Annotated in this window: 24 protein-coding genes; 15 read left to right on the plus strand and 9 right to left on the minus strand. The window is 69.0% G+C overall.

Going from position 1 to position 25,253, the window contains the following annotated elements; translation table 11 throughout:
* Window positions 1–63: 63 nt before the first annotated feature.
* The gene (locus AB0E63_RS23990; protein WP_360370197.1) at window positions 64–528 is read left to right on the plus strand and encodes a nitroreductase/quinone reductase family protein; all 465 of its coding nucleotides are present in this window, start codon (window positions 64–66) and stop codon (window positions 526–528) included.
* Here the strand turns inward: AB0E63_RS23990 and AB0E63_RS23995 are convergent, their stop codons facing one another.
* From AB0E63_RS23995 to AB0E63_RS24030, 8 genes are all read right to left on the minus strand, one after another.
* Window positions 529–2,508, minus strand: coding sequence for a heparinase II/III family protein (locus AB0E63_RS23995; protein ID WP_360370200.1), 1,980 nt, complete (start codon window positions 2,506–2,508; stop codon window positions 529–531).
* A gap of 42 nt (window positions 2,509–2,550) precedes the next feature.
* Window positions 2,551–3,924 carry an MFS transporter gene (locus AB0E63_RS24000; protein ID WP_360370203.1) on the minus strand — a complete coding sequence of 458 codons (1,374 nt, stop codon included), beginning with the start codon at window positions 3,922–3,924 and terminating at the stop codon, window positions 2,551–2,553.
* Window positions 3,925–4,226: 302 nt separating this feature from the next.
* A complete protein-coding gene (locus tag AB0E63_RS24005) occupies window positions 4,227–5,264 on the minus strand; it encodes an ABC transporter ATP-binding protein (RefSeq protein ID WP_360370206.1) in 1,038 nt (345 codons plus the stop codon).
* Window positions 5,265–5,382: 118 nt separating this feature from the next.
* Window positions 5,383–6,378: an ABC transporter ATP-binding protein gene (locus AB0E63_RS24010; RefSeq protein ID WP_360370209.1), complete on the minus strand. Its 996-nt coding sequence runs from the start codon at window positions 6,376–6,378 to the stop codon at window positions 5,383–5,385.
* The gene (locus tag AB0E63_RS24015) at window positions 6,356–7,294 is read right to left on the minus strand and encodes an ABC transporter permease (RefSeq protein WP_360370212.1); all 939 of its coding nucleotides are present in this window, start codon (window positions 7,292–7,294) and stop codon (window positions 6,356–6,358) included. Before AB0E63_RS24015 ends, AB0E63_RS24010 begins: the two co-directional genes overlap by 23 nt.
* A gap of 3 nt (window positions 7,295–7,297) precedes the next feature.
* Window positions 7,298–8,296, minus strand: a complete 999-nt coding sequence (locus tag AB0E63_RS24020) for an ABC transporter permease (protein WP_360370215.1) — start codon at window positions 8,294–8,296, stop codon at window positions 7,298–7,300.
* 39 nt (window positions 8,297–8,335) lie between these two features.
* A complete protein-coding gene (locus AB0E63_RS24025; RefSeq protein ID WP_360370218.1) occupies window positions 8,336–10,048 on the minus strand; it encodes an ABC transporter substrate-binding protein in 1,713 nt (570 codons plus the stop codon).
* Window positions 10,049–10,079: 31 nt separating this feature from the next.
* On the minus strand, window positions 10,080–11,012 hold the full coding sequence (locus AB0E63_RS24030; RefSeq protein WP_360370221.1) for an ROK family protein: 933 nt from the start codon (window positions 11,010–11,012) through the stop codon (window positions 10,080–10,082).
* Between the two features lie 120 nt (window positions 11,013–11,132).
* Between AB0E63_RS24030 and AB0E63_RS24035 the strand changes: the two genes are divergently transcribed.
* Window positions 11,133–12,332: an ROK family transcriptional regulator gene (locus AB0E63_RS24035; RefSeq protein ID WP_360370224.1), complete on the plus strand. Its 1,200-nt coding sequence runs from the start codon at window positions 11,133–11,135 to the stop codon at window positions 12,330–12,332.
* A gap of 9 nt (window positions 12,333–12,341) precedes the next feature.
* Window positions 12,342–12,764 (plus strand): hypothetical protein, encoded by a 423-nt coding sequence (locus tag AB0E63_RS24040; protein WP_360370227.1) that lies wholly within the window; start codon window positions 12,342–12,344, stop codon window positions 12,762–12,764.
* Here the strand turns inward: AB0E63_RS24040 and AB0E63_RS24045 are convergent.
* A complete protein-coding gene (locus AB0E63_RS24045) occupies window positions 12,750–13,247 on the minus strand; it encodes a helix-turn-helix domain-containing protein (protein ID WP_360370230.1) in 498 nt (165 codons plus the stop codon). The genes AB0E63_RS24040 and AB0E63_RS24045 overlap by 15 nt on opposite strands.
* Before the next feature lie 79 nt (window positions 13,248–13,326).
* On the opposite strand from AB0E63_RS24045, the gene AB0E63_RS24050 reads away from it, so the two are divergent.
* The 12 genes from AB0E63_RS24050 (at window position 13,327) to AB0E63_RS24105 (ending at window position 25,247) form a co-directional block, all read left to right on the plus strand.
* Complete coding sequence (locus tag AB0E63_RS24050; protein ID WP_360370233.1) at window positions 13,327–13,794, plus strand: nuclear transport factor 2 family protein; 468 nt, start codon at window positions 13,327–13,329, stop codon at window positions 13,792–13,794.
* A 90-nt stretch (window positions 13,795–13,884) separates the two neighbouring features.
* On the plus strand, window positions 13,885–14,619 hold the full coding sequence (locus AB0E63_RS24055; RefSeq protein WP_360370236.1) for a BTAD domain-containing putative transcriptional regulator: 735 nt from the start codon (window positions 13,885–13,887) through the stop codon (window positions 14,617–14,619).
* A gap of 94 nt (window positions 14,620–14,713) precedes the next feature.
* A complete protein-coding gene (locus AB0E63_RS24060) occupies window positions 14,714–15,439 on the plus strand; it encodes a hypothetical protein (RefSeq protein WP_360370239.1) in 726 nt (241 codons plus the stop codon).
* Window positions 15,440–15,475: 36 nt separating this feature from the next.
* Window positions 15,476–16,666, plus strand: coding sequence for a hypothetical protein (locus AB0E63_RS24065; protein WP_360370242.1), 1,191 nt, complete (start codon window positions 15,476–15,478; stop codon window positions 16,664–16,666).
* A gap of 13 nt (window positions 16,667–16,679) precedes the next feature.
* Window positions 16,680–17,126 carry a hypothetical protein gene (locus AB0E63_RS24070; protein ID WP_360370245.1) on the plus strand — a complete coding sequence of 149 codons (447 nt, stop codon included), beginning with the start codon at window positions 16,680–16,682 and terminating at the stop codon, window positions 17,124–17,126.
* Window positions 17,127–17,138: 12 nt separating this feature from the next.
* Window positions 17,139–17,369 (plus strand): hypothetical protein, encoded by a 231-nt coding sequence (locus tag AB0E63_RS24075; protein WP_360370248.1) that lies wholly within the window; start codon window positions 17,139–17,141, stop codon window positions 17,367–17,369.
* Window positions 17,366–20,209, plus strand: a complete 2,844-nt coding sequence (locus AB0E63_RS24080; protein WP_360370251.1) for a hypothetical protein — start codon at window positions 17,366–17,368, stop codon at window positions 20,207–20,209. The genes AB0E63_RS24075 and AB0E63_RS24080 overlap by 4 nt, the downstream gene beginning before the upstream one ends.
* Entirely contained in the window at window positions 20,206–21,858 is a 1,653-nt protein-coding gene (locus AB0E63_RS24085; protein WP_360370254.1) for a hypothetical protein, read from the plus strand. The genes AB0E63_RS24080 and AB0E63_RS24085 overlap by 4 nt, the downstream gene beginning before the upstream one ends.
* A gap of 1 nt (window position 21,859) precedes the next feature.
* Window positions 21,860–22,354, plus strand: coding sequence for a hypothetical protein (locus AB0E63_RS24090; protein ID WP_360370256.1), 495 nt, complete (start codon window positions 21,860–21,862; stop codon window positions 22,352–22,354).
* 9 nt (window positions 22,355–22,363) lie between these two features.
* Complete coding sequence (locus AB0E63_RS24095; protein ID WP_360370258.1) at window positions 22,364–22,918, plus strand: hypothetical protein; 555 nt, start codon at window positions 22,364–22,366, stop codon at window positions 22,916–22,918.
* Window positions 22,915–24,918, plus strand: coding sequence for a hypothetical protein (locus AB0E63_RS24100; RefSeq protein ID WP_360370260.1), 2,004 nt, complete (start codon window positions 22,915–22,917; stop codon window positions 24,916–24,918). The genes AB0E63_RS24095 and AB0E63_RS24100 overlap by 4 nt, the downstream gene beginning before the upstream one ends.
* Window positions 24,918–25,247 carry a hypothetical protein gene (locus AB0E63_RS24105; RefSeq protein WP_360370263.1) on the plus strand — a complete coding sequence of 110 codons (330 nt, stop codon included), beginning with the start codon at window positions 24,918–24,920 and terminating at the stop codon, window positions 25,245–25,247. Before AB0E63_RS24100 ends, AB0E63_RS24105 begins: the two co-directional genes overlap by 1 nt.
* Window positions 25,248–25,253: the final 6 nt, after the last annotated feature.

Raw genomic sequence — 25,253 nt, forward strand, 5'->3', positions numbered from 1 at the left:
CGTCCTGTGACCGATCAGGAATCGAGAAGCACGGTGGCAGGGTCCGTCACTAGCGTGATGGGCATGACGACAAAGCAGAAGACCGAAGCCCGCAAGCCCGGAACGCCGGGGACGTTCTCGCGCTGGGTGCAGCGGACCATGAACGCGCGGACCAACACCAAGATCCGGAAGGGACGTGCCCAGCTGATGGGCATGGACGTCCTGATCCTCAAGACGGTCGGCCGCCGCAGCGGCGAGCCGCGGGAGACCCCGCTGGCGTGGTTCGCCGACGGCGAGAACGCCTGGCTGGTCGTCGCCTCGGGCGGCGGCAGCCACCACCCGGACTGGCACGCCAACCTGATGTCCCACCCCGACCAGGCCGCCGTCGAACTTCCCGGCAGCACCGCTACCCCCGTCACCCCCCACACCCTCGCCGGCCCCGACCGCGACGACGCCTGGCAGCGCATCACCGCAACCCAGCCCCGCTACGCCAAGTACCAGAAGAAGTCCGACCGCCAGTACCCGATCGTCCGCCTCACCTCACGCTGATCAGAGGATGCGGGTGAGGCGGCCGTCTGGTTGTACGCGGATGGTGGTTCTGCGGGGGCCGACGGTCAGGTCGATGAAGAACATGGTGCCGACGGTGCGGGTGCTGAAGGCAACCTTCTCGGTGGAGGCGGCCGGTACGACGGCGGACAGGATCGTCGCGGTCGATCCAGTCCGGTTGAACTTGACCACCGGGGCCGGTAGCCGGTGGAAGATGTCCGGGAAGTACCAGCCCTGCACCGGATCCTGCCGGCCCTCGGCGAGCGTGATGGCGTCGGCGGGCAACTGCTGGCGGTAAGGGATCTGCAGCAGGTAGATCTTGGAGCTGTCCCCAGGCTTGGCTGCGACAGCCGTGGTCGCCGACTGCACCGTCACCTTCTGGTCCGGCGCCAGGTGCCACAACGTCTCGTACCGCTGATCGCTCGCCGACTGCCCGCGGTCCAGGGTGACGATCAGGTCGGGGTCCTTGAGCACCAGCACGTCCCGGGTTCGCTGTACGCCGATCGCCGGGCTGTCGGTGAGCGTGTAGTACTCCGATGTCGGTGCCATCGCGGCCCGGACCAGCCGGGTCTCCACCGAGGCTGTCTTCGCGGACGGGATCGTCATCACGTTGTGGGCGGCCTGGCTCTTGGTCCAGGTCTGCCACTTGTCGAGCTGGTACCCCGAGTTGCCCGGGTCGATCAGGATGTCCCGGCCGTGGGAGGAGTAGGTGATCGACATGTGGTCGTCGTGCCCGTGCAGCCGACGGCCCGGACCGAACCTGATGCTGTACGTCGACTCCTGCGTGAACGGCCTCGTCTCACCCCACCCGGTCCGGCCGAAGACATAGCCGGCGTCGTAGACCGCGGTACGACGGGCCGGTTTGGTCCCGTGCTGTCCGAGCGTGGCGGCGTACTCGAGGGGAGTGCCGGTGCCGCCCAGCGGGGTCTGGCGGATGGCGTCGCCGACCTGGTGGAGTTCGCCGGTGGACTTGGTGGCGAGGGCGAGCCACTCTGACAGCACACGGCGTCGTTCTTCGATGACCGGTCCCGGGTCGGAGCCGCACCGCTTCAGCGCCGTGGTCGCACGGCCCCAGAGCAGATAGTTGAACATGGCGTACCCGATCGACTGCTCGTTCGTCGACCCCTGCGGGTCGATGGCGGTCGTGATGGCCTCGGTCAGCCGTTGGAGGGCGAGGCTCTTGAGATCGGCCCGCTTGAGCGTGCAGCCGACGCCGAACAGGGCGATGCTCTCGTCGGTGCCGTGGTTCCACGGCCCGCCCCAGTTCTCGGTCATGAACTTGGCGTGATCCAGCAGCGACTGGTCGAGCCACGCGTACTGCGTCGGCAGCGAGCGGACATGCAGTCCGGTGAGCACGGCCTGGCGCGCACAGAGCAGCACGTTGGTGCGGTGCATCGTGGACTCCCAGGCGCCGACGTCCCCCTTCCACGAGTACGGGTTGTCGCGCACCCAGTCCTGGATGATCGCCATCACATGCCTCAGCGCCGTGCGGTCGCCCTTCGCGCCGGCCTCGATGCCTTGCCCCAGCCAGCGCAGCGAATGCAGCCACAGGTACCAGCTCGGCTTCTTGTACGGGTCCGAGCGCCAGTTCACGTCGCCGTTGCCGTCACCGACGCGGTACGGCGGATCGTCGCCCCAGACGAACGTGTCGTCCAGGACCATCTGGACCGGGACCTTCGACTCGATGCCGCTGTAGCCCGTGCACTCGTAGGTCCCGGTCACGGCCACCGGCGTCGTCGGCGGGGGAGAAGCGGGCGTGTCGACCGCCTCGATCGGATCGCTCGGGAGCGGCTCGCTCGGCGTCGGAACGCTCGGTGTCGGAACGCTGGGGGTGACGGGTCCGGCGGCCGCCGTCGTACTGCGGTCCCGGCCGCCGGGCATCAGCACGGCGACCGCGCCGGCGAACGCGACCGCACACACCAGCACGCACACGACCGTCAGCGCGACGGTCGTACCCCACCGCCTGCTCCGCTGCGCAGCCACCCCAGTGCCCCCCAAAGCTCAGCCACGGCCAACGGCCGGCTGTCACGCCGATGAGGTTACAGGGATCGGGGTCCGGCGGCCGACGGCGGCGAGTGTGGTGACGAGGAGGGCGATGGTGCTGCTGGCGGAGGCGACGATCACGCAGGTGATGAAGCCGGTACCGAGGCTGTGGGCAGTACCGAGGAGGGGGCCGAAGGTGGCGACACCGATCGCACCGCCGACTTGGCGGGAGGTGTTGAACGCTGCCGAGGCGGCGCCGTGCAGGGCGGGTTCGACGCCGGCGATGGACTGCGAGGTCATGGTGGGCACGAGGAGCCCGGAGCTGATGCCGATCGGGATGAGCGCAACCACGAGTGGCCACAGCGCCGTCGAAGTACTGGCCCAGGCGAGCCCGAGAAGGGCGATGGCCAGCACGGCCTGACCGATGCTGAGGACAGCCGGGCGGCCGAGTCGTCGGGTGAGCGCGGTCGAGCAGATGTTGGCGACCGAAATCAGTCCGGTCAAGGGCAGGAAGAGGAGACCTGTGGACAGCGCGCTGAGGCCGCGGCCTTGCTGGAGCATCAGGCTCATCGCGAACAGCACGCCGTAGAAGGCGAAGTTGAGCAACGCCCCTTGGATCGCGGTGGTGGCGAAGCCACGGTCGGCGTACAGGCCTGGTGGCAGGAGCGGTTCCCGGCTGAACCGTTCGACCCAGACGAAGCCGGCGAGTCCGGCGACGGTCAGCGCGACGGCTGTGAGGACCGCGGGATACAGCCAGCCCTGTGCGGGAGCTTCGATCAGTGCGAAGACCAGCCCCCCGATCAGTACGGTCGCAGTGCCCATGCCGGCCAGGTCGAGTCGCCGGCCCCGGCGTACGACGGAAGGCATCGAGAGCAGGCTCCAGATCAGGGCCGGGATCCCGATCACCACGTTGACCGCGAAGACGGCCCGCCAGTTCGCGACCGCGACCAGCGATCCACCGAGCAGCGGACCGGCCGCCATCCCGACGCCGCCGGCCGCGGCCCACCAGCTGACCAGCCGGTGCCGGGCGTGCTCGTCGGTCGCCGACGCGGTGGCCAGAACGAGTGCGCTGGGCAACAAAAGTGCGGAGCCCGCGCCCTGGACGAGCCGGGCGAGGTTGAGCATCAGCATCGAGGTGGCGACCGCGCAGACCGCGGACGACGCGGTGAACACCAGCAGGCCGGTCACGAACGCGCGCTTGGCGCCGAGGGTGTCGGTGATCGCCCCGGCACCGAGCATGAGGGCGGCGAAGGACAATGTGTAGGCGTTGACGGACCACTCGAGTTCGGCGCGGGACGCGTTCAGGTGAGTGGCGAGCTGGGCGAGGGTGACGTTCACGATCGTGCCGTCGACGAAGACCATGAAGGCCGCGACGAGCCCGAGGACGACGACGCCACGGCGATGTCCGACAGTCATGAAAGCACTCTAGATCAGTGTTTGATCAGCGTCGAACAATATGCCACTGGGTGGAACAGTTGACCTCGGCGCGAGGTCTGGCCGCCTGCGGCTATGAGTACCACGGACCCAAGGGGCACGTGGGCTTCGCGCCACGCATCCGGCCCGAGGACTTCCGCTGCGCCTTCACCGCGCTGAAGGCTGGGGCCTTTAACCGGCCAAGGTAGTTGTCACCAGCAACCGAGCCGTGGTCGCCCTGACCCACCACCCCGTGATCGTCAGCGACGACCGACCGCTGGAGATCGACCTCCGCAGCTGAGCTGTCAGCCGGCGGGTACGCCGGGGTCGGGTTCGGCGACGTGGCAGGCGGCGTCGTGGTGCTCGCCGAGGCGACGGAGGGTGGGCGTGACCTGGTGGCACTCGTCGACGACCAGCGGGCAGCGCCAGCGGAAGCGGCAGCCGGGGGTCGGGTCGATCACCTTCGGCGGCTCTCCGGTGTCGCCTTCGACAGCTGCGGTCAGCGGTGCCCGGGGATCGGGTACCGCTCCCAGCAGCAGGTCGGTGTAGGGGTGCTTCGGGTTGGCGAGCACCGACTCCGCGGGACCGGCCTCCACGATGTGACCGGCGTACATGATCATCAGCCGGTCCGCGACGTACCGCGCGCTGGCGATGTCGTGGGTGATGTAGAGGAACGACACACCCTCGGTACGCCGCAGCTCGGCCATCAGGTTGAGCAGGCCGATGCGGATCGACACGTCGAGCATCGAGACCGGCTCGTCGGCCAGGATCAGCTTCGGCTTGTGCGCCAAGGCCTGGGCGAACCCGATTCGTTGCCGTTGGCCACCACTGAGCTCGTACGGGTACCGGTGCATGACGTCGGACGCCGGCGACAGCCCGACGGCCTCGATCACCCGCTCGGCCTCCTCGAACCGCTGGTTGCGGTTGAGCTCGGGGCGGTGCAGCTTCAGGCTGCGCAGGATCCCGTGGGACACCCGGAAGGCAGGGTTGAGCGAACTGAACGGATCCTGGAACACCATCGGTACGTCGCCGCGGTAGGCCAACTGGTCGCGGCGCGAGCGCATGCTCGACACGGGCCTGCCCTGGTAGTAGATCTCGCCGCTCGTCGGCTTGTACACGCCGGCGAGCAGTCGCGCGATCGTGCTCTTGCCACTGCCGCTCTCGCCCGCGAGCGCGACGATCTCCTGCCGGCCGATCCGGAGGTCGACATCGTCGACGGCGTGCAGGTGCTGGCGCGAGAAGCCGCGGCCGATCCGGAAGTGCCGGGTCAGCTTCTTGGTCTCGAGCAGTGGTGCCTGGTCCGCGTCGGTCGAGGCAACCTGATCGACATTCACCGCGGTCATGGGACCTCCCGGCCTAGACTGAGGAGTGGAGGGAGCGAAGCGACTGGAGTGACGAGGGAAGGCCGGGAGTCAAAGCCCCATGACCCTGCCGGCGCCGAAGGCCCGGCCAAAAGCACAGTCATGACATGGCCTCTCGGATCGGTTCCTCCAGTGACTTGTGGTCAGGCGCGTGTAGCAGGCAGCGGGCCTGTACCGGGCCGACCTGGTAGAGCTCCGGCGCGATCTTCGGGCAGTCCTCGAAGGCCTTCGGGCAGCGGGGCTGGAAGCGGCAGCCGGGCGGCGGGTCGGCGAGGTTCGGCGGGCTGCCGGGGATCCCGGTCAGGGGCACCTTCGGCCCGCGGATCGACGGGAACGCGTCGAGCAGTCCGCTGCTGTACGGGTGCGCGGGGTGGTCGAAGACCGCCCGGGTGGCGCCGAACTCGACGACCTGCCCGGCGTACATCACCAGGAGCTTGTCGGAGAAGTGGCTGACCAGCGACATGTCGTGGGTGACGAAGATGACCGCGAACCCGAGCTGATGCTGCAGTTCCTTGATCTGCACCATCAACGACCGCTGCGCCACCACGTCGAGGGCGGATGTCGGCTCGTCCATGATGATCAGGTCGGGGGTGAACAGCAGCGCCATCGCGATCATGGCCCGCTGCCGCATCCCGCCGCTGAGCTGGTGCGGGTAGCTCTTCAGGTGGATCGGGTCGATCCCGACCAGGCGCAGGACCTCGGCCGGGCGATCGTCGGCGACCGGTTCGTCGTGCGCCATGATCGCGTCCTGGAACTGGGCACCGATGCTTTTCACCGGGTTGAGCGCGTTCATCGCGCTCTGCATCACCACGGAGAAGTCCCGCCAGCGCATCGCGGCCAGCTTCTTCTCGCTCATGCCGACGAGGTCCTGGCCCTGGAACTTCACACTGCCGCCGGTGATCGCGGCCGGGGAGCTCAGCAGTTGGGCAATGGCGAACAGCAGCGTCGACTTGCCGCAGCCCGATTCGCCGACCACGCCGACGAACTCACCGGCGTGGACGTCGAGATCCACCGCGTCGACCGCGACGACCGGACGGCTGCCGGTGTCGTACTCGACGGTGAGATCCCGGACCTCAAGAATTGGCTGACTTGACACGTCGCCTCCGAACCGGCCGCAGTGCGGGGTTGCTGATCTCGTCGAACGCGTAGTTGAGCAGGGCGAACGACACACCGAGCAGCGCGACCGCCAGACCCGGCGACAAGGCCCAGGCAGGCAGGCCGTTCACCAGGGCGCCTTGGTTCTGCGCCCAGTAGAGCATCGTGCCCCAGCTCAGCGAGTTGGGATCGCCGAGACCGAGGAACTGCAGGCCGGCTGCTGTGAGCACGGCGTACAGCGCGGCGCCGAGGAAGTTCGCGACGATCAGGGAGATCATCGTCGGCAGCATTTCGACCACGATGATGTACGACGACCGTTCGCCCCGGACCCGGGCCGACTCGAGGAAGTCCCGGTTGCGGAGCGACAGTGCCTGCGCGCGCATCTGGCGGGCGCCGTACGACCAGCCGGTCAGGATCAGCACGATGATGATGACGGTCAGGTTGCCCTTACCGGCGTACGTCGCCAGCACGATGATCAGCGGGAACGTCGGGAGCACCAGGAAGACGTCGGTCAGCATCGACAGCCCGTCGTCGGCGAACCCGCCGAGGTAGGCGGCCGAGACCCCGATGATCACCGACAGGATCGTCGCGCCCAAACCCGCGACGACGGCGATGATGAGGGACTCGCGGGTGCTGTAGATGAGTTCGGCGTACACATCCTGGCCGAGGCCCGTCGTCCCGAGCCAGTGGTCGCCGGACGGATGCGCCAGCGGGGTGTCGCCGATTGCGCGCGGATCGCCGTGCAGCCAGGGGACGAAGAGCTGCGGGAACGCCGCGAGCAGGATGAACAGCAGCAGCAGGGCGGCGCCGACCATGGCCTTGCGGTTGCGCATGATGGCGCGCAACAGACCACCGCGCGGGCGGCGGGTCGCGCTCGGTGCTGCGGGCGCGGCGGCGCCGGTGACGATAGCGCTCATCGGTTACCCCTTCGTCCGGGCTCGCGGGTCGAGCAGGAACACCGCGAAGTCGCAGAGCAGGACACAGATCAGTACGGCCAGCGTCACCAGCAGGAAGAGGGCCTGCAGCAACGGGTAGTCCGTACTGACCGTGGCGTTGTAGAACATGTAGCCCAGGCCGGGGTAGTTGAACACGTACTCGACCAGGATCGTGCCGGAGATGACGAAGCCGAGCGACATCGCGAACCCGGACAGGTTCGGCAGGAACGCGTTCCGGCCGGCGTAGCCGAACATGATCCGCCGGCCCGGGATGCCCTTGGCCCGGGCCATCCGGACGTAGTCCTCGGCCAGCGTGGTGACCATGTTGTTGCGCATGGTCAGGATCCAGCCGCCGATCGCGGTGATCAGGATGGTTCCGGCCGGCAGGATGCCGTGCTTGAGCACGCTGCCGATGAACTCGGGGTTGAAGCCCGGCGTCAACCCCTGATCGTAGTTGAAGTCGTTGGGCAGGACCGGATGGCTGCCGATCGCGAACAACGAGATGAACAGCAGCGCGACCCAGAAGTACGGCAGCGCCGACGTCACGATGAAGAGCGGCGGCACGACCCCGTCGATCAGCCCGCCGCGCCGCCAGCCGGCGATCGTGCCGATGAACGTGCCGATGACGAACGCCAGGACGGTTGCGATGCCGACGAGGCCGACCGTCCACGGCAACGCGCTGCCGATCAGCGTGGTCACCGGGACACCGAGGCTGCTGCCGATCGACACGCCCCAGTGCCCGGTCACCATCGCCTTGAGGTACTCGATGTACTGCAGTACGAGGTTCTTGTTCGGATCGAACCCGAACTCGGCCAGGACGGTCTGCAGCTGCTCTGCCGTGACCACCGCGCCACCCTTGCTGAGCCGCTGCCGCAGTGCATCCTCCGGACTGCCGGGCATCATCCGCGGGATGAAGAAGTTCAGCGTCATCGCTGCCCAGAGAGTGAGCACGAAGAACCCGAGACGACGTATCAGGTACCGCACGACCACCAGCTCCTCGTGCTCACTCTCACGAATGATTCCTTACTTCTGGGCCGACTTGGAGTACAGGTTCGTCAGGACCTGTCCGACGTCGGGGATGTTGTACGGCGCGGGCTGGGCGTAGGGGTCGTCCTGCGTCGGCCAGCCTTGGATGTCCGTGGTGTTGTACTGGTACCAGTCGACCGACTCGGTGGTCGGGATGAGCGGCACGTCCTTGATCATGTACGACGAGATCTGCTTGATCAGCTTGACCTGCGTGTCCGGGTCAGCACTCCCGTACTGGTCGAACAGCTTGTCGACCGCGGGGTTGATGTACCGCTCGTAGTTGGTGCTGGCCTGCTTGCCGATCGGCGCGGAGTTCTTCGAGTACAGCAGTTGCCGCAACTCGTAGTACGGCGTGGGCCCGCCGGCCTGGCTGTTGTAGGCCAGGTCGAAGTCACCGGTGTAGAGCTTCTGGTTGAACGACTGCTGCTGCAGGTCCTGGATGGACAGCTCGATCCCGACCGCGGCCAGCTGCTGCTTGACGACCGCGAGCGAGGCGTCCCAGTCGGTGTAGCCGGTGACCGTGATGATGCTGAGCTTGAGCGGGTTGGACGACGAGTACCCGGCGCTCTGCAGTAGTTGCTTGGCCTTGTCCGGGTTCGGCTTGTCGTAGCCGGCCGCCGTCAGCGCGTCCTTGTCGACGTACTTGTCGAAGGTCGGCGTCACGACGCCAGACTGGTTCGCGGCCGGCTGGTAGCCGCTCTCACCGATCTTCGAGATTTGCTCCCGGTCGAGCGTGTACGCGATCGCCTGCCGGACGGCCAGGTTGCTGGTCACCTTGTGCGACGGGTCGAGGTTCGGGATGATCGCCACGTTCGCGGTCGGCGGGAACCAGTAGTTGTTGTCCGGCGACTTGGACTTGTAGAAGTTGTCGATGTTCGGGATGTACTGGCCGCCCCACTGCGCCTTACCGCTGGCGAGGTCGAGGTTGGCCGGGTTGTTGTCCAGGTAGGCCGGGTACTGGACCTTCTGGATGTACGGCTTGCCCGGCTGCCAGTAGGAGCCGTTGGCGGCGTAGGTGATGTTGTTGCTGGTGCAGGACTCGACCGTGAACGCCCCGGTGCCGATCGGCTTCGTGTTCGGCCAGGTGGCCGGCTTGGCGGCCGCCTCACCGGTGGACCAGATGTGCTTGGGCACGATGCCGACCTGGTTGGCGAAGTTGAAGAAGTACGGCTCGGCCGCCCCCTTGAACTGCAGTGTGACCTTGTTCCCGGCCGCGGTGACGCTGGTCAGCCCGGCACCGGTCCACAGCGCGTAGAGGTCCAGGGCCGGCTGCTGCTTCATCAGGTTGAACGTGTAGACCACGTCGTCGGCGCTGAAGGGCTGGCCGTCGCTCCACTTCACGCCGTCGCGGATGGTGAAGACGATCGAGTCCTTCTTCGGCGACCAGGTGAACGCGGTGGCCAGCATGGGCGTGGTGGCACCGCTCTTCAGCACGTTGACGAAGGTCAGCGGCTCGTAGACGAAGCCGAGCGCCTGCTGGTTGACCGCCGGGTTGAACGGGTTGAACTGGCACGGCCAGGTCTGCCCGCCGACGTTGGCGATGGTGACCGTGCCACCCTTCTTGTACTGCCCGGTGCTGCCGCCGCTGCTCGTCGAGGACGTCGGGTTGCTGGATGCACTCCCGATCGGCTTGTCACCGCCCCCACAGCCCGCGGCGGCCAGTACGCCGACCGCCATCGCGGCGACGGCGATCCGTTTGATGCCCCTCATCGTCTCTGCCTTTCACTCCTCGAACTGATGGTCATGCGAATGCCTCTTCGCCGAGGTCCGCCCCCGCGGCCTCGACACCCAGGGCGAGTGCGCCTACCAGCGGCGCGTCGGAAGGGAAACGGGCCACGGCCAGTTCCGGTGGGAAGGGGACAGCCGCGTCGAGCGCCCGGCGCAGCTCCGGTGCGATCTGGTCCCAGGAGCGGACCAGTCCGCCACCGACGACGATCCGGACCGGGTCGACGGCGATGGCCAGGTTGACCAGGTGCATCGCCAGTTCCCGGTGGAACTCGTCGGTGAGTACGGCGGCGTCCGGCTGGGTCCGCGCCAGCGTGAACACATCGGCCGCCGTGACCGGTCGGCCCAGCCGGGCGCTTCCGGTCGTCTCGAGGGCCTGACCACTGACGACGTGTTCCAGGATGGTGCGCTGCTCGGCACCGATCCAAACGTCAGCGGCGGACCGCAGGTTGTAGCCGATCTCGCCGGACGCGCCGTGCGCCCCGGAGATCACGGTGCCGGCGGCAACGATCGCGGTGGCCAGACCGGTGCCGAGGTTGAGGTAGATGCCCGGGTCGCAGCCGGCCAGCGCACCCCAGCGCAGTTCGGCCGCGGCGGCCGCCTTCACGTCGGTCCCGAGCCGGACGGGGATGCCGGGAAAGGCCTCCCGGACCAGTCGGCCGAACGGGAGCTCGCCCCAGCCGGGAAAGGTCGGTGCGAGCTCGACGCGGTCGTCGTACGGAATGCCCAGGGTGGCCACGCCGACGCCGGCGAGCTGCTGGTCCGGGGCGACGTCCGCGAGCAGGTCGCGGGCTGCGGTCAGTCCGCGACCCAGCGCTGCTTCGGCTCCCGCCTCGGCCCGGCTGTCGAGAGTCGTGTCGCCGAGACGCCGGCCGGACAAGTCACCGACGGCAACGGCGATCTTGGTCCCGCCGAAGTCGAGTCCGAGGACGACCGGCGTACGAATCATGGACTGGCAACTCCTCGTGCCTACCAATAGAATCGATAGGAAACTAACTTAACAATCACCGTTGGCACAAGGGCTAACTGTGACTGCTGTTCGAAGCGTTATGGACGCAAGGGGGTCGACGTGACGGTAGTCGCCGGAGGTGCCTCCGCGGCGCGCCCGCAACTGATTCGCGCGATGAACGAACAGGTCCTGCTGGAGCACATCCGGCGGTCCGGACCGGTCTCACGGACCGAGCTGGCACAGCTGTCCGGACTGTCCAAGCCGACGGTGTCCGCGGCGCTGACCACGATCGAGCGCTCCGGGCTGGTGCACACGACCGGTCAGCGGACGGGCGTGCCCGGGCCGGCGGCGCGCCTGTACGAGGTGCGGCCGGAAGCTGGGTTCGTGCTCGGGCTCGATGTCGGGCGGGAGTTCCTGCGGGGCGCGATCGCCGATCTGGCGGGAAACATTCGCTGCCGGCTGAACGTGCGTACCAAGGCCGGTGACGCGATGGCCCGGATCCAGGAACTCTCGGACCTGGCGGGAACGCTCGCGGCCGAGGCGGGGATCAGGACCGAGCAGCTGACGCAGACCGTGCTCGGCAGCCCCGGTGTGTACGACGCTCGGCTCGACGCGCTGACCTTGACCGGGCGACTGTCCGGGTGGGACTCGCCGGCGACGCTGGCCGCGCTGCGTGATCGCTTCGGGGCTGCGTTGATGATCGAGAACGACGTGGATGCCGCCGCGCTGGCGGAGCGGGTGCACGGTCACGGTCGTGACGTCGACAGCTTCGCGTTCGTCTCCGTCGGCACCGGGATCGGGATGGGGCTGGTGCTGGACGGCAAGCTTCGGCACGGTTCGCACGGGGTGGCGGGGGAGATCGGCTATCTGCCGTTCACCGAGGGCAGCGGTAGTGATACACGGGATGCTCGCAAGCGAGGTGGCTTCGACGCGTCGGCCTCGGCGGCGGCAGTGGTCCGAGCCGCTCGGAGGGCGGGGGTGCGTGGCGCCTCGTCGGCCGAGAAGGTGTTCGCGGCGGCAGCGCGCGGCGATGTGGTCGCGGCCGCGGTCGTGGCCGAGGAAGCGCTCCTCGTGGCGAAGGCGGTCTGTACCGTCATCACCGTCGTCGACCCGGACCTGGTTGTCCTGGGTGGTGGCATCGGTCAGGCGCCTGGCTTCCTCGAGGCCGTCGTCGACCAGCTCCGGCTGATGGCGCCGGTGCTGCCCGATGTGAAGGCCAGCGTTCTGGGGACCGACACCGTCGTGGCCGGCTGCATCGCGGCAGGCCTGGACCGCGCTTGGCGAGACCTGGTCGGCCGGATCTCTGCTCCTGCCCTCTAATGTGGTGGGGTGGGCGATCAGTCGAGTTGGCGCGACGAGCGGCGGGAGGCGGCCGCGGCTCATGCTGCCGCGCTCGAACGCAAGAAGGCCGCCGAGACGGCGCAGGCCCGGGAGTTGCTGGTCCATTTCGTGCAGAAGATGAAGAACCTGGGCATCGAGCCGGAGCCGTTGCGGGCACAGGTCATCGGCTCGTCCACCAGCTATCGGACCGATGTCACCGGCTGGTACCTCCGCCGCAACCGCTCACTGGCCGTCGACCTCGACGCGAACTTCTACATCCTCGGCGTCTCGCCCAGCCTCAAATCCCGCCTGACCGGCGTCCACCTCACCCCATCCGACCCACCTCTGGTCGTCGGCCAAGGCGCCCGAGACGGCGAATCCATGCCACTCCAGCACCTACTACAACTCCGCATGGACTCACTCTCCTGGTAGCACCGTCGCAATCAACGCCGTCCCAGGAGCCGTCCGCCCACCCGGACCGGCAGACGGTACGACGTCCTCGGCACTCAGTGCCTCACCACACTCCGAGCAGCAAACCGTCGCCGTGGTGATCCGCCCGCAGGTGGCATGGGTGAACCGCAGCGGCTGACCCGCGGGCGGCGTGGCCCACCGATCGCCCCACGCCGTGAGAGAGATCAGAATCGGCACGAGCTCCTGTCCGGCCTCGGTCAGTGCGTAGGCATAGCGGACCGGATTCTCCTGGTACGGCGTACGCCGTACCAAGCCGCCGTCCATCAGCGTGTTCAACCGGTCGGTCAGCAGATTGCGAGAGATCCCGAGATCGGTCACGAACTGATCGAAGCGGTCCAGACCGAGATAGAGATCCCGCAGCACCAGGGGAGTCCACCAGTCGCCGATGAGTTCGAGCGACTGGGCGAGCGAGCAGTGCATCGTGGCGAAGCTGGTGTTCCGCATGTCACCACTCTAGTCAGTTGCTTCATTGAACTCACTGTCTCTACGGTGGGGGCAACGGATGACGAGGGGAGAGCGGTCGATGTATCACCGGGTTGTGGCGGGGCAGGTGCGGAAGGCTTTTGCGGAGATCAGTGCCGGGAACTGGGAGGCGATGGTGGCCGGGATGGCGCCGAATTTCAGTTACACGTTCTACGGTGATCACGCGTTGGCGGGGCAGCGGCACACCCATGATGCGCTGCGGCGCTGGTGGGAGCGGTGCTTCCGGTTGCTGCCGAATACCCGCTTCGAGGTCCAGGACATTCTGGTCGCCGGCTGGCCGTGGAACACCCGGGTGGCGACCGCGGTGACCGTCCACGTCGGCGTTGTCGACGGTTCGCAGTACGAGAATGTGGTTCATCAGTTCCTCCGGATCCGCTGGGGCAAGATCACCGAAGTCCGCACCCTCGAGGACACCGCGGTCCTCGAGAAGACCCTCGATCGCCTCGCCGCGGCCGGGTACGCCGAAGCCCACGCGGCCCCGATCACCGATCGCCGAACAAGTTGCTAGGGGCAACAAAGAGGCCGGGGCTGTACCGCGGCTGCATCGAGGTCTAATCTCGGAGAGGGCAAATCTGACTGCGCACGTCGGGGGGACGGGATGGCGCTGCGGACGGGCATGCCGACCATGCGGCTTGCGCTGTTGAGGGGCTTCGCCCTGTCCGAAGGCGACCGCACCCTGGACCTGCCGCAGAACGCCGAGCGGCTGGTGACCTTCCTGGCCCTGAACGGCGGCGCCCCCCGGCGCGATTATGTCGCCGGATCGTTGTGGCCGGAGTCGGCCGAGCTGAACGCCGCCGCGAACCTGCGGACGGCGGTCTGGCGGATCCAGCAGGCAGGCGACCGGGTACTCGAAGCCACCCGGTCGCGAGTACAGCTCGCAGCCGACGTCAGGGTCGACCTCCGCGAAGCAACGGCCGTCGCGTTGGGCGTCGACAGCCGGGCGGAGCAGGAGACCGGAGCCGAGTTGCTAGACCTGCTGGACTCGGAACTGCTGCCGGACTGGTACGACGACTGGCTGCCTCCGCATCGAGAACGGTGGCGGCAGACCAGGCTCCACTCGCTGGAGAGTCTGGCGCTGCGGATGGCGCGGGCCGGCCGATTCGCCGTGGCGGTCGACGCTGCGCTGGCGGCTGTCCGGGCCGAGCCGCTCCGCGAGAGTGCGAACCGTTGCCTGATCGAGGTGCACCTGGCCGAAGGCAACGTCTACGAGGCCAGGCGGGTGCTGGAGCTGCATCGGCAGGCGATCCGGGCCGATCTCGGCATCGACCCGTCGCCGCAGTTGGTCGCCCTGGTCAACGGTTCGCGGCACAACGGAGCGTTGACGATGCGTTGACGGGGACCGAGGACCGTTGTCGCAGGGGGCGGTACCTGTCCGTCCCGGGGCTGGGGGGAAGCAGCATGGGCATCGAGCGGCGAGCCGGCCGGTCGTGATGGATGCTGCCGACCAAGTCCTGCTGCGCCTCGCGGACCCCGCTGCCCGACCGACCGTTCTCGATGCCGACGCGCTGCTCCAGCTCGCCATCACCTGCTATGCCGTCGACCCCGCGACCGTGACTGGCGCGACGACGGCCATCTACGACCGGCTCGACCTGGCAGTCGCGCTCCCGGTGCAGACCTCCCTCACCGCCCGGTTGATGCGCGCCGGTGACGCCCTCCCCTGGGACGTCACCGCGGCCTGGGACACCGGCCGACCATCCACCCCCGGTGCGGATGCCGTCATGGTCGGCAGTCTGGTGATCCGTACCGCGGGGCTGGGTGGGCTGATCGAGGCGGTCGAGGTGACCGAGGCCCCGGCCGAGGCGCACTTCAGCGCCGCGCTCGACATCCAGTTGCAGCTGAGTGCGCCGTCGAACGGCGCGGGAGCTCCGCCGCTCGTCCTGCCGGTCGTCGTCGCATTCCTGGTCGACGACGGAACCTCTCCGCGCGACCTGTTGCGTGCCACCGCTGTCGCCCGCCGGGTCGCCCGTACCTATCCGTCGCCGTCGCCGCCGGACGACGCACCGGCCCGCCTCGTCGATCGCGCCGTTTGCTGGGTCGTCCCCGCCGCGGCCTTCGAGGACGAAGGCTGGCCCGGCGGTACGACGGCCGACGAGCGGCTGGCCGCCGCCCGCGCGTGGCTCGGCCCGCAAGGCATTGCTGTCGTCGTCACCTGAGCATCCGCACTACCCACCCGAACTCCGGAGGACCGCATGAGCACCCTGGTGCAACCGGCGTACCCCTACGTGAACGTGACCATCGACACGAGTGCCCTGGTCCCGGCCGCGCAACGGAATCCCGGCGTCGTCGCCGTGGTCGGCAACGCGGCGTCCGGGGCGTCCGCGCCCGCCGGGACGCCGATCGAGGTCACCGACCACGCGTCGATCATGAGCTCGTTCGCCAGTGGTACGACGGCCAACGCCCTGACCCAGAGCCTGGATCTCGTGCTGGCCCAGGACCCCCGGCCGAGCAAGGTGTACGGCGTCCGCACGGGAACCGCCGACGACTACGCCGGCGCGCTGGCCGGTCTCGACGCCGCGGACGACGTCACGTTCGTCGCGCTCGCCGGCGAGACCACCGTCGGTACGGCGACCAGCGGCGCGACCGCGGCCACCGGGCTGATGGCACTCAAGGAACACGTCGAGAACGCGTCGGCCGCGGGTAGCAAACGGATCGCGGTCGCGATGATCGACCCGGCCACACCGCGATCACCGACGTACGTGACCGACGTACTGGCCACGGACAACCCACTGCGCAGTGCGTCCGGCCGGATGGTGCTCGTCGCCGCCCGCGGCGCCACCCTCGACCCGACCAGTACGACGGCGACCGCCGACGCCGCCGCGGCCGTGATGGGCGCGATCGCCGGCTACCCGCCGGGGACCAGCGTGGTGCTCAAGCAGGTCCGCGGTTTCACGATGCCGGTGACGGGTCAGTACACGCCGGCGGAGATCACGGGCCTCGCGGGGGAAGGCGTCATCCCGCTCGTCGACCCCGCGCTGATCCCCGGTTCGGGGCTGTACCTCGGCGACGGCGGGCTGTTCTCCAGCGACGCGGCCCGCAACTACGTCGACCTGGTGACGTTGCTCGACCAGCTCGAGTTCGCGCTGCGGGCCGGGTTGATCGGGGCCATCGGCGACACCGGGATCACCAAGGCTGGGCTGACCGCGGTCCGGGTTCGGATCGAAGGCATCGTCGGGCCGTTCGTGGCGTCGGCCGCGATCGACTCGTTCGCGGTGTCGATCCCGTTGCTCGCGATCCTGTCGGTCCCCGAGAACGCCCGCGACGCCGCCGACGCCGCGCGACTCGTCACCGCCCGGCAGACCCGGCGGGTCGACGTGACGCTGCTCGTCGAGATCGCCGCCACCATCCACCAGCTCAACGTGACGTTGCAGCCGCACTTCTGAGACAGGAACAGCGATGACCATCACGCAGTCCGACTGGAAGACCCGGCTCGGCGTCCGCTTCACCGTCGACGGCAACGAGACCCGCGTCTTCCTCGCCCAGTCCTACGTGCCCACGTTCGGTACCAGTGCGGAGCCGCTGCACTCGATCGAGCGCACCCACGTCGGCGTGGTCGCGACCCCGCAGTCGTTGACCTTCACCCTGTCCGTCACGGCGATCGGTCCGGCTGCGGCCGAGCTCACAGCGCTCGCGTTGCGCGGCGATCCGTTCGACATCGTCCTCCTCGAGCAGGAGGGCGACGACTGGTCCTTCTCCACGATCGTGCTGGAGCAGTGCTACATCACCAGCGCCGCACCGGGGTCGGCCACCGTCAGCGGTGCGCCGGTCGCCACCTTCTCCGGCTTCTCCCTCGCCGCCGCGGTCACCGACAACGCCGGCACGACCACGAAGGCACCGCAGTAGAGGAGAGTCGTCATGGACGAGCCGAGCATCGTCGAGCGCACGGGTCTGGTGCTGCTGAGCCAGGGCGAACTCGTCGTCCCCGCGCCGGACAGCGAGGCCGTTCTCGCCCGGGTCCGCGACGACGGGCTCGTGCTCGAGTTCCCGGTCGAGGTGGAGATACGGATCATCCCCGCCTGTGACCCCGACGACCACGTCGACGCGACGCTGGCCCAACTCACCGCGGCCCTCGAGGCGCTGACGTGACGACGGTACGGATGCCGGTGCGGGTGCGTCTCGAGGTCACCGCGGACCGGGTCGACGACGAGCTGGTCTGGACGGTGACGGATGCCGTCGACGCCGCGCTCGGCCGGGCCGTCGATCGGGCGCTCACCGTGCGAGCCGTCCGCGAGGCGCCGGCCGGCCCGCCGGTGACCGCCGCGATCAGCTTCAGCGGGGACCCGCTGCCCGACCAGTTGGCGGGCGCGCTCGAGCGGTCGTTGCTGACCAGCATCGACCTCGCGGCGGCCCGCCTGACCCGCAGTACGCCGGTGGCCGGCGATGAGGAGGTTCGTTCCGGCGCGGGGGAGGCCCGTGACGACGACCGGGTGGTGTTCGGCGAGGCCGGTGACGCCTATCGGGTTCCGTACTACGACCGTCACGCGGATCCGGTCGACGTACGCCTGCACGGTTTGCCGCAGGACAGCGGTTCGGCCGAGCGCCGGCCGCCGCCACAACGGCTGCGCAGGTTCAAGGACTTCCGGGAGATCGGGGCGGCGGTCCTTCGGCGTACCGGCGGAGTGCCGCCGGAGCAGATCGCCGTCATCGGTGCGCCCGCCACCGGCGACGCAGCGTTCGTCGCGTTCGTTGAGTTCGACGGCGGGCAGGTGCGGGTGGACGCTCTCCCGCTCGCAGTGTGGGACTTTCCGGGCGGCAACCGGCGCGCCGAGCTCGCGAACGTGAACTTCGTCAGTGCGGACCGGTGGAGTTTCTACGGGCAGGCCAGTGGCGAGGCGCAGGTGCGGGACCTCCTCGTCGAGGCGATGATGCTGGACCTCCTGCGCGAGTCCCCGGGCGTTGACCAGGCCGACCTGAAACGCCAGGCCCTGCAACGGATCAAGCGACTTCCGGCCCGCACCAGCGACACGCTGTACCTCTATCAGCTGACCTCCGGAGGCGAGCCGGTCTGGATCGGTGAGGCCGACCCGAAGTTCCCGCGTGGACCGCTCGACGTGCTCGTGCTGACCGAGGACGACCCGGACGAACCGGAGGACAAGTACGGCAACTGTCCACCGCTCGACGCCGAAGAACCCTTCACCTGGCTGAGCATGCTGGGCCTCCTGCACGACGCGCCGTCGACGCCCGACACGCCGTTCCTCGGCGAGCCCGCGATCGAACTGTGGCCGCCCACGATCTCTGCCCGGCTGTCCCGGAAGGTGGCACAGGTCGCGAGCATGCTGCACCTGTCGCCGGGCCCGTACGTCGGCGGCTTCCTGATCGGCGCGATGGCCCACATCGACCGCAACTGCCGGATCCTCACCAGCAACCGCGCTCCGATGTCACCACAGCTGCGCAACATGGCCGCGGCCTTCGGGCTGATCAAGGAACTGGAGCGCGAGTACGTCACGATCATGCTCAGCCAGGACGACCGCCGGGCCTTGCCATGTCCGGTCGCAGGGCAGTCCGAAACCTGGGTACTGCGCTTTGCCGAAGTACTCGGTTCCGCGCGGGACGACGCGGTGGCCTCGATGTTCGTCACGCAGTGCCAGGACGTACTTCTCCAGGTGCTCTTCGCCAGTGGACATGAGCTGTCCAACCGGGCCAACAACTTCGCGTCGTACATGTCGCTGACCCGGATGCTGCTCACCGTCATGCTGGCCGACGTACCCGACTTGATGACGCTGCGCGAGGCGCTGATCGGCGAGCTGCGGCGCGAACGGGCGATCGCGATGGCCTCGACCTCGGTGGGTGGTCCGCTCGCGGCCGGCTGGGTCCGGATGACCGGCTCACTGATCGACTCGATGGTCGAGGAGCCCGTCTCCCGTGAGCCCGAGGCCGGTACGGTCAAGCCGTTCAAGGGCGGCCCGCGGGTGTACGACGGCAAGGGCCGGTGGTGGACGCTCGCCGAGCTGGACGCGGTGATCTCGACCCAGCGTCAGCAGGTGACGAGCATCGACCCTGTCCTCGACAAGGTGTCCGAGGTCGACGATCTGGTCCGCAAGCTCAAGGCCGCGCAGGTGCTGGACGCTTATGCCTCGACCGCGGCCGGCCACGCCCTCACCACCGCGGTCGACGACATCTTCCGGGACCTGCTGACCGACCTGATCCAGGAGAACGACCGCTGGCAGCGCAAGGCGGCCACGGACCGGAAGTACGCCTTCGGCCTGGCGAACTTCACCCGCTCCGACGAGCGAGCCGATTCCGACATCGGCGCCAAGCTGACGGGCATCCACAAGATCGCGGACGAGCAGCTCCGGCCGGCTTTCACCGATCCCGAGGCGTACCTGAACGGCATGCGCCGCCTCGCCGCCGTGGAGATCGGCAAGGCGGAGCTCTCGGAGATCCTCAACCTGGTCGGGCTGACCGTCCTGGCCATCTTCTGCGCACCGCTCGCATTCGCGGTCGGAGTGATCCAGGCAGCGGAAGGTCTGCACACCGCGTTCGAGCACCGCGACCTGCAGCGCGCCATGCTCAACGCCGACGAGATCCTGTCCAAGGCGCAGGTCGAGGCCGAGATGTGGGCCGCGGTCATCAACGCGGCGCTCACCGTGCTGCCCGAGCTTCCGGCGCTGGCTCGTGGCGCCCGGACCGCGGGGCGGGCGCTGGTCAAGGGCGAGGCGACCGAGCTGGCGGCGGCCGCGACCCGGCAGGCGATGCGGGACATCGCCAAGCGGCTCGCCGAGATGAGCCTGGAGCACTTCACGATGCGGTTCACCAAGGAGCTGACGCAGGCGTACCTGATCAACCTGGCGCTGTCGAAGGCGATGAACCGGATCGCCGACGCGGTCGCCTACCAGGTATCCGTCACCGGTGAGGCTTCGGTCGGCGACGCGCTCGACGTACTGGACCGGGCGATCCAAGGACCGTCGACGGGAGGGACGCAGTGAACTTCAGGATCCGGGGCCATCCCAGCGAGATCCGGGTCCGGGTCGCGCTGGAGGGTCATCCCGTCGTCGAGACCTTCGCCCGGCGGTTCGGAGTGGACCGGGAGCACGCGCAGACCGTGGTCACCGAGTCCGTGCTCGACGCGATGGATCTGCTCGGGTCGGCGTACGTCACCAAGATGACGCGGGTCGTCAGCCGGATGACCCAGCTGCGGGAAGCCATCCACTTCGTGTACGAGAAGGTGCTCAACGGTTCGACCGAAGCGCTCGACCGAGTCGAGCTGGCCCGGCGTTTCGAGGAGCTCCATGCCGAGACCAGGCAGCTGGCCGACCCGAAGACGTGGGCCGAGCGCGAGGGCGCCGCGGTGGAACCGCTCCCGCCGATCCCACATTCAGCGCCGCCACCCGTTGAGCCCGTGACCCCGCCGGTCACCGTGGAACCTGTCGCGCCGGTGAAGCGAGCGCCGTCACGCCGACGCGCAGAGCCGCAGTACCCGGGAGCACGTCCCGGCCTCGAGGGCAAGCCGACCCGGGCGCCCCGCGAAGGGGAACCCATCCGGGGCAGCCGGAGCGGCGGGAAGTGGCGTGAGGAGGTCAAGCGCACCGGCGACATCACGCTCGAGCTGGACGTCGACGGCCTGTACTGGAAGTTCCCCGACCTGGAAGAGGGCGTCGTCCTGCACTTCCCCGAGTACGGCTACCGGGTCTGGAAGGAGCCGGGCACGGGGACGATCGTCGAGGAACTGCTGGCCGGTCCGAGCGTCACGAAGGCCCGGCGGTTCACCCGTGGCGAGGATGTCTTGTTCACCGCCGCGGACGTGAGTGAGGCGTATCGCGCGGCCGGGACCGAGCGAGCTCACGGCGCGGGTTCGCCAGGGCTCGGTTTCGATGCGCCGTACGGCGTCGCCCACGCGGTACGGCGGATCAACCAGTGGCTGGAGAACCGCGGAGTCGAGCAGTGGGTCCGCAACCTGCGGGACAACGCCGAGCCGGGCGTGGAGTACCTGTGGACGACGCGGACCAAGAAGAGTGGTCAGACCCTCGCTAACCGCGAGTACACGATCAGCGCGGTCGTCGACGGACAGATCATCGAGCTGTACGTCTTCGAGACGAGCGTGCCGGCCGGGTCCCCGCCGGGCGACGCCACCGTCCAGTTCGATCTCGTCGGAGTCTCGCCGGCCGCGGAGCTGTACGGCGCGCCGCAGACCAAGGAGAGCCGGGCCGCGCTGGAAGCCGCGGCGGAGTCGGGGCAACCGGGTCAGCCGCCGATCGAACGGGTCGAGCCGCCGGAGGTTCTCGTCGATGCACTCAAGCGGACCACACGGACGACGCCGGAGCTCTCGCACCCTGCGGTGGCCCGGACCGGCAAGCGGATCGAGGCGCTGACGAAGCTGCTCGACGGAAAGTTGCTGAGGCACGCGCTGGGTTCGGAGGACGTCCAGTTGGTCGAGGCCATCGACCAACTGACCAACGCGGTCCAGGATCTCCATCGCGAGATCACGACAACGGCTCCGGACGCCGCCCGGCTCGCCCGGATCGACGCGGCGATCAAGGCGTTCGCGGGTCGTGCCGCCCGCTGGACCGACCACGTTACCGCTGCCGACGTACGGGCATTGGTTCGTCAGCTCAAGGCTCTGCGTGGGGAGCAGTGAGATGACCAGCAGCTTCGCGCCGTACCTGCACACCCCGAGTGCGGTCCTGTTCGACGGCGTCATACCCGTACCGCTGTGGGCCGTGACGCAGATGTCGATCGACTCGACCTTCTCGGTCCCGGCGGTCGGCGGGACGAGCCGGCGGGTCGCGTTGCCCGCCCATGACGACACGATCGGACTGAGCGCGGTCCTGATCGGGCCGTTGCGGATGGAGTGGAAGATCGCGCTGGAGAACATCGCGGAGGCGAGCCGCTACGGTACGGCGCTCTCCCCGAAGACCGGTGGCATCGGGACCGGGCTGGTCCTGGTCTCGAGCGCGACGGTGCGGACCAACCTGGCCGTCCAGTCGCTGTCGTTCAGCTTCACCGCCGCGCGCCGCGACACCATCGACCTGACCATGCGGCTGATCCACCTGCCGCCGCCGGGCAGCCTCACCCGGCTGATCGACGTCACCGCGATCGGGGTCGGCGCACTCACCGACGTCCTGCCGTTCTGAGGCCGGCCGATGACCCAGCTTCCCGCCTTCGTCACCCGGCCGCTGATCGACGCGTACGCCGATGCGCTGCCGCCGGTCGTAACCCCGCCGCCGGTCACGCCTGGCACGGTCATCGAATCCGCGCTGACGGACGGCGTACCGTCCCGCCTCGCTCTCGACGCGTCCCGCACCCTCGTGCTGGCGGTGCCGGTCGGGGTCGCCCGGGTCCTGCTGGACGCCGACCCGCTGACCGTCGTCTGGGACGACCTCACCGCCGGGACGTCGTCCGACCGGACACCGGTCGACCTGCCTCGGCCACGACTCACGCTGCTCGTCGGCGAACGGATCGCGGACACCGCCGTGGTGATCGAGCACCGGCCGATCCAGTTGGCCGACCACGGCCGGGCGCAGGTCGAGGTGATCGTCGACCGTCTGGTGCTGACCGCGGCGACGCTGCGTTCTCGTGGCCCGTCCGGCGCCCGGCTCGTTCTGCGCTGGCGCGACCTGCTCGTCGCGGATGACCTCGGCCCGGCACCGACGTCCGGAGACCCGGCTCTCGACCTGGTACGGAGGAGCACGCGATGACCACGACAGGCCTGTCCGGTCCGCTTGGCAGCCCGGGTCGCGACGTCACCCCGGGAACCCTGCCGACGTGGGCACTGGTGTTCTCCGATGACGCCGCCAACGGGTCCCGGCTCCTGACCATCTCCGGGGATACGTACGACGGCAGTGTTACGGCCACGCTGCCCGCCGACCTGTCCGGCGGGCGGTACGAGGTAGTGGTCGAGGGTCTCACCGACGAGGACTACCAACGCATCCGGCGACCCGCCGGGGATCACCTGCGTGCCGAGTTGCACCTGTGGTGGAAGGACTCCGGCTCCGGCGTCCTCGCGGACTTGACCCGTGCGGCCGGTCTGACCGATCTGCTCGGTGGCGCCGCCGACTCTCCGCCGGCCGACAGCCTGGTGGCGGTGATCCGCGTCGACACGCTGCGGCGGCAGGCGGGGGAGCGACGGATCGACACGATCATCAGCGGGCGGGAGCTGGTCTTCGCAAGGCTCGGGGAGGCGGTGGTCCGGGGCCTCTGCTACACGTCGCTCGAAGTGGCCGCCCAGGACATCGCTCGCGTTGCCGGAGTCCCCGTGGTGACGCATGGGTTGAAGGACCTCGCGCCGGCGGCGGACGAGAAGAACTTCGCCGATGTCCGTCCGGGGGCGGCGCTCGAGGCGATGCGGACGGTGCGATCCCAGGCCGCGGCGTCCCTCGGTCGGCAGGGCCTGTCCGCGGCGGTCGTGCGGGACGGCGTACTGCATGTGGGGCTGTGGACGGCCACCGATGCGGGCAGCGCACGGCTCGGCAACGAGCGGGTGCTTGACGCCTCGGGTGGCCTGCTCGCGGTCACGCGCGGCGCCGACGCCGACGCACCGGTACCGGACGCGGCGGGCAAGCAGACGGCCAAGCCACGCGCGACCGTGACCGCGACCTGCCTCGGCCGGCCCGATCTGAAGCCAGGCGACATCGCGAAGATTCCACTGCCTCCCGACGATTTCCCGACCGCGGTGCCGGCCGGGCGCGGGCTGCCGCTGCTCAACGATGTTGCGGACCTGTTCGGCGCGGGGGCGGGCTCGACGGCCGGATCGCCCTGCCTGGTGACCGGAGTGACCCATCGGCTCTCGGTTCGGCAAGGCTTCGTGACGATCGTCCGCGCGGCTGTTCTACGCGACGACAAGGACGACGGCTGGGATCCTGTCCCGCCACCCCGGCACGATGACGTGCACGCCGAACAGGACGCGGTCCGCGGCAGCGTGCCGGCCGACAAGGCTGCGGGCGCGGCCGGAGCGGTCCGTGGGGTCGCGCGTGCGGTGGCTCGTGGCAGTCGGGCACTTCGCCTGCTGGTCGGTCAGATCCGGGCCCATCCCGCCGGTCCGGGCAACTCGCCCGACCAGACGAGCAGCGACATCTGGTACTCCCAGGCTCCGGACGACGGCCGGCCGGCGGCGGTACGACGGCTCCCGGTGACTCCCGATCAGCACGGCGAGCTGCGGCAAGTGCCGGTCGTGACTCCGTTCGCGTTCGGCGGGTACGGCCTCGTCCTGCCCCGCTACCCGGGCGAACGGGTGCTGCTCGCGGACACCGGTGGCGGCCAGGACGTCGTCGACCTCGGCAGCGTGTGGGACGAGGACAGGACGCCACCCGCCGAGCCGGGTGACTGGTGGCTGCTCCTGCCGGTGGCCGTGCCGACCGACGACCTCGAGGCCGGGGAGGACGCGGCACCGCCCGCCGACGGCTTCGCGAGTCACGATCTCACCGACGCCGACGGCCGCCGGATCGTGGAGGTCAGCGGTCTGACTCTGCGGGTGGCCGACGTACTGCGGAAGACCAGCGAACGACCGGATCCGGGCCAGGCCGGGGTCGTGATCCTGGAGAGCACCAAGGGCGGGAAGACGGCGCGCATCGAGTTGCACGACGACGGCACCATCGCGATCACCGGCACCGGGATCACCCTGGACGCCGGCACCGGCGACATCACCCTCAAGGCGGCCGACGTGAAGGTCTCCGTCACCGGCACGATGGACGTGAGCTGATGGCCCGCCCGAAGGTCGTCGTCAAAGATGGCAACCTCACCTGCACGCACACCGGGAAGCGGAGTCTGACCGCGCCGGGCGTGAAGCTCACCGTCGGCACGTCGCCGGTGATCCCGCTGGCGACGGTCCCCGGCGCCGCGCCGTACCAGAGTTGCACGTTCGCTCATCCCTGCATCAGCACCATCGTCACGAGCCTGGGGTCCGGCAAGCTCACCGTCGGTGGCAAGCCGGTGCTGCTCGACAGCGACACGGTCAACTCCGTGAACGACGTACCGACAACCTTCCCGGCCACGGTCATCCCTGGCCAGTCCAAGCTGACCGCCTCGTGAGGACGC

It is taken from the genome of Kribbella sp. NPDC026596, assembly GCF_040638415.1.
Lineage (GTDB): Bacteria > Actinomycetota > Actinomycetes > Propionibacteriales > Kribbellaceae > Kribbella.